The sequence below is a fragment of the Polaromonas sp. P1_E1_2 genome, from assembly GCF_056406035.1.
The window spans coordinates 1-4,963 of record NZ_JBFUAZ010000298.1; the positions used below are offsets into that span (position 1 = coordinate 1).

The window sequence follows — 4,963 nt, forward strand, 5'->3', positions numbered from 1 at the left end:
ATGTTTACCTACCGCCCCTACTGTGATGGGTGCCAGGCCTGCGTCCCGCTACGGGTGCCTGTTGGCAGCTTCAGCCCCAACAACAGCCAGCGCCGCGCCTGGAAGCGGCACCAGACGCTACAGGCCCGCATCCTCAAGCTTTGCTTCATGCCGGAGCATTACCAGCTCTACCTGCGTTACCAGAACGGCCGTCACGCAGGCGGCGGCATGGACCATGACAGCATTGACCAATACACCCAGTTCCTGCTGCAAAGCCGCGTGAATTCACGCCTGGTGGAGTTTCGCGAAAGCCTGCCTGACGGCGAGCCAGGCGCTCTGAAGATGGTGTCCATCCTTGATGTGCTGGAGGACGGCATTTCCGCGGTCTATACGTTTTACGAGCCGGATGGCCGCGCAAGCTACGGCAACTACAGCGTGCTGTGGCAGATCGAGCAGGCCCGGCGCCTCGATTTGCCCTATGTGTACCTGGGCTACTGGATCGCGGAAAGCCCAAAAATGAACTACAAGGCCGGATTCAGGCCCAACGAAGTGCTGGTCGACGGGCAGTGGGTGCTTTCCGCAGAGCCTGCGGCAGAAAATACAGGCAGGCCATCCGACAAGGCATAGGCATCGGCCCCACCAGGCGCATCATCCAGCGCATCAGGATTTCACAGGGTAAAATTTGCAGCAGAAAGCCTGCACATGAAAAAGCCCGATTCAGCCCTTCCCGCGACACCGACCGTTCAGGTCATTGAAAGGATGTTCACGCTGCTCGAAATCCTGGCGAACCGCGAAGAAGCGCTTTCGCTCAAGGAAATCAGCGAGAAGTCGGGGCTCCATCCCTCTACCGCACATCGCATCCTGAACGATCTGGCCACGGGCCGTTTTGTGGATCGCCCCGCAGCGGGCAGCTACCGGCTGGGCATGCGACTGCTGGAGCTGGGCAACCTCGTCAAGGCCCGCCTGGACGTCCGTGACGCTGCGCTGCTGCCCATGCGCGAACTGCACAAGCTCACGCAGCAGCCGGTCAACCTGAGCATGCGCCAGGGCGACGAAATCGTGTACGTGGAGCGCGCCTACAGTGAACGCTCCGGCATGCAGGTGGTGCGGGCCATCGGGGGCCGTGCGCCGCTGCATCTAACGTCTGTGGGCAAACTGTTCCTCGCGTTTGACGACCCGCAGCGCCTGCGCACCTACGCGACACGCACCGGCCTGCCGGGGCAGACACGCAACAGCATCACGCAGCTGCCAATTCTGGAGCGCGAGCTTTCCAAAGCACGCCAATACGGCATCGCGCGCGACAACGAAGAACTGGAGTTGGGAGTGCGCTGCATGGCTGCAGGTATTTACGATGACCAGAACCAGCTGGTAGCGGGCTTGTCGATTTCGGCCCCGGCTGACCGGCTGGACGAACACTGGCTGCCCAAGTTGCAGGCGACTGCGAATGAGATTTCAGCCGCGCTGGGTTACAAACCCAGGTAAAAGAGGCTACAGCCCAATCAGATTGGACGCGAGCAGCTATAAATAAGATAGCAGGTTGCGCACCTCGGGAAGGCTTAGCCGTTCACCTGCTTGATAGAGGTGCTGACATTCACCTTGGGTTCGGCCACCGGATTCGACTCCACCCAGCGGCGTACGCGCTCGGCATCACCCAGACGGCTCAGCTTGCCGGCGGAATCCAGAAACACCATGATCAGTTTGCGGCCCGCGATTTTGGTCTGCATGACCAGGCACTGGCCAGCTTCAGAGATGTAGCCGGTTTTTTGCAGGCCGATATCCCAGTCGGGGTTTTTCACCAGGCGATTTGTATTGTTGTACTGCAGCGTGCGGGTGCCGACTGCAACTTGATAACCCGTCGATGTGGAGAGCTCACGCAACATGGGGTCGCCATGTGCTGCGTTGACCAGCGTCGCCAGATCCTGCGCACTGGACTGGTTGCGGCTTGAAAGGCCGGTGGGCTCCACATAGCTGGTGTCCGTCATGCCCAGCATTTTTGCCTTGGCGTTCATCAGGTTGACAAACGTGCCCATGCCACCGGGATAGGTACGGCCCAGGGCGTGCGCTGCGCGGTTCTCGCTGGACATCAGGGCCAGGTGGAGCAGCTCACCACGCGTGAGCGTGGTGCCGACCTTCAGGCGTGAACTGCTGCCCTTTTCGGTGTCCACGTCGTCTTGCGTGATGGTGATGAGCTCATCCATGGGCAGCTTGGCGCCGCTGACGATGACGCCGGTCATCAATTTGGTGAGGGATGCGATCGGCAACACAGCGTGATCGTTTTTGCTGAACAGCACTTCACGTGTGTCCTGGTCGATCACCAGCGCGACGCTGGACTTCAGTTCAAGGGGATCTTGCGAACCGTGCAAACCGGCAATCTGACCGAAGGATGGTTTGGCCGGAATGGACACGCGGATGATGCTTCTGCGTTTTGTACCTGCAACAAAACGTACGCTCTTGCGTGTGGAAATAACTTTTTGGGAAACCGACGCCTTGGACGAGGCGTGCTGCTTTTTGACAATGGTTTTTTTGGCGGTTGCCGCATTCGCGGCTGGCACTGCAAAGGCGGCGATCAGGGCCATGAATCCAACGATTTTTAATGCGCGATTGAAAATCTGATGAGACATGGTGGTCTTGCCTGCGTGGGATTGCAATGAATGGGATGGCTGGAGTGTATACAAATAGAAAAAGTCACGCAATATCAAAAACTTGCGCGACTTTCCTAAAAACACACTCACTTTGTGACGTTTTTAACGGTCAAAGCCCCATTCGCACCCAGATTCAACGCTAAGTCATTGAATACAAAGGATTTTATTTTCCGAATTGTTACATCATCCCTGTGCCGCCACGCGGTCAGCTTTACTTTGGAGTTTGTTCAACGCGCTCAAATAGGCTTTTGCCGACGCCACCACGATGTCGGGGTCGGCGCCCACGCCATTGACCACCCGCCCGCTGTTTTGCAAACGCACCGTGACTTCTCCCTGGCTTTCTGTTGATCCGCTGATGGCGTTCACAGAGTAAAGCACCATCTCCGCACCGCTTTTGACGTGTGACTCGATGGCTTTGAGGGAGGCATCAACAGGGCCGTTGCCGTCGGATTCGCCTTTGACTTCCTTGCCGGCCACAGTGAACACGACGCTGGCCTGAGGGCGTTCGCCGGTTTCGCTGTGTTGCGACAGGGACACAAAGCCGTACTGTTCGTTGTCATGCGAAGCGCTTTCATCGCTCGCCAACGCCAGGATGTCCTCGTCAAAGATCTCGCTCTTGCGGTCCGCGAGTTCCTTGAACTTGGCGAAGGCGTTGTTGATGTCCGCTTCGCTTTCCATGGCGACACCGAGCTCCAGCAGACGCTGCTTGAACGCATTGCGCCCGCTCAGCTTGCCCAGCACGATCTTGTTGGCGCTCCACCCCACGTCTTCGGCGCGCATGATTTCATAGGTGTCGCGCGCCTTGAGCACACCGTCCTGGTGAATGCCGGAGGCATGCGCAAACGCATTGGCGCCGACCACGGCCTTATTCGGTTGCACCACAAAACCGGTGGTCTGGCTCACCATGCGGCTGGCCGCCAGAATGTGCTGCGTGTCGATTCCAAGTTCGAGGCCGAAGTAGTCCTTGCGGGTTTTGACCGCCATCACCACCTCTTCAAGCGAGCAGTTGCCGGCACGCTCGCCCAGCCCGTTGATGGTGCATTCCACCTGCCGCGCGCCGCCAATCTTCACACCGGCCAGAGAGTTGGCCACGGCCATCCCCAGGTCGTTGTGGCAGTGCACGGACCAGACAGCCTTGTCGCTGTTGGGGATACGCTCGCGCAGGTTCTTGATGAAGTTGCCGTAGAGCTCGGGGATGGCGTAGCCTACCGTGTCGGGCACGTTGATGGTGGTCGCGCCTTCCTTGATCACGGCCTCCAGCACACGGCACAGGAAATCCGGGTCGGAGCGATAACCGTCTTCAGGGCTGAACTCGATATCGCCCATCAGATTTTTGGCAAAACGCACGGAGAGCTTGGCCTGCTCGAACACCTGATCGGGTGTCATGCGCAGTTTCTTTTCCATGTGCAGGGCGCTGGTTGCAAGGAACAGATGCAGACGCCCCGATGCCGCAGGTTTCAAGGCTTCTGCAGCGCGGGAGATATCCCTGTCGTTGGCACGCGCCAGCGAGCAGATGGTGGAGTCCCTCACCACCTCCGCAATAGCCTTCACGCATTCGAAATCGCCATTGGAGCTGGCAGCAAACCCGGCTTCGATCACATCGACCTTCAGGCGCTCCAGCTGGCGGGCAATCCGCAGCTTTTCGTCCTTGGTCATGGAGGCGCCGGGCGATTGCTCGCCGTCGCGCAAGGTAGTGTCAAAAATAATGAGTTTGTCGGTCATGGTGGGATTCCTGATGCGTTGGGCGCTCTGTGTTTTGAGGTATCTGAAGCGGTTAACCCGTAATGGTAGCAACGCCTGCAGGCTGGCTGGCCTTGCTGCGCTGCAGGCCCGAGACTATGGCCTTGAGCGATGCGGAGATGATGTTGCCATCCATACCGACGCCGAACAGCGTCTGGTCGTTGATCCGCAGTTCCAAGTAGGCCACGGCCTGCGCGCTCGCCCCGGCTCCGATGGCATGCTCGTGATAGTCCAGCACGCGAACGGAGTGGCCTGTCGCTGCGGCCAGGCCACCCACGAAAGCATCGATGGGGCCCGTCCCGGTGCCTTCAACGGCGTGATGGCGGCCCGCAAACTCGACCTCGGCTTTAATGTGGAAGGACTCGCCACCGGTCTTTCCGGTTTCTTCAATCACCAGGCGCTGGGGTGCGGCGATGGTCTGCACGCCATATTCCTTTTCAAACAGCGCAAAGATGTCTTTGCCGGTCAACTCCTTGCCGGTCGCATCCATCACCGATTGCACCACCTGGCTGAACTCGATCTGCAATCGGCGCGGGAGCTCGAGGCCGAACTCGCTTTCCAGCAAGTAGGCGATGCCACCCTTGCCGGACTGGCTGTTGACG

5 protein-coding genes are annotated in these 4,963 nt (G+C 59.0%); 2 read left to right on the forward strand and 3 right to left on the reverse strand.

The window, feature by feature from the left end:
- Together AC1D1P_RS14100 and AC1D1P_RS14105 are read left to right on the forward strand one after the other, a co-directional pair.
- Positions 1 to 606, forward strand: a 606-nt coding sequence (locus AC1D1P_RS14100) for an arginyltransferase (RefSeq protein WP_477673419.1), incomplete at its 5' end; no start/stop codon positions are given.
- A 75-nt stretch (positions 607 to 681) separates the two neighbouring features.
- Positions 682 to 1,461 (forward strand): IclR family transcriptional regulator, encoded by a 780-nt coding sequence (locus tag AC1D1P_RS14105; RefSeq protein WP_477670842.1) that lies wholly within the window; start codon positions 682 to 684, stop codon positions 1,459 to 1,461.
- A 74-nt stretch (positions 1,462 to 1,535) separates the two neighbouring features.
- On the opposite strand, the gene pbpG is transcribed toward AC1D1P_RS14105, so the two are convergent.
- The 3 genes from pbpG to AC1D1P_RS14120 all read right to left on the reverse strand — a co-directional run.
- Complete coding sequence (gene pbpG / locus AC1D1P_RS14110; RefSeq protein WP_477670843.1) at positions 1,536 to 2,600, reverse strand: D-alanyl-D-alanine endopeptidase; 1,065 nt, start codon at positions 2,598 to 2,600, stop codon at positions 1,536 to 1,538.
- A 204-nt stretch (positions 2,601 to 2,804) separates the two neighbouring features.
- On the reverse strand, positions 2,805 to 4,343 hold the full coding sequence (locus AC1D1P_RS14115; protein WP_457278603.1) for a 2-isopropylmalate synthase: 1,539 nt from the start codon (positions 4,341 to 4,343) through the stop codon (positions 2,805 to 2,807).
- Positions 4,344 to 4,395: 52 nt separating this feature from the next.
- A partial coding sequence (locus AC1D1P_RS14120; protein WP_477673420.1) for an alpha-isopropylmalate synthase regulatory domain-containing protein occupies positions 4,396 to 4,963 on the reverse strand: 568 nt, incomplete at its 5' end.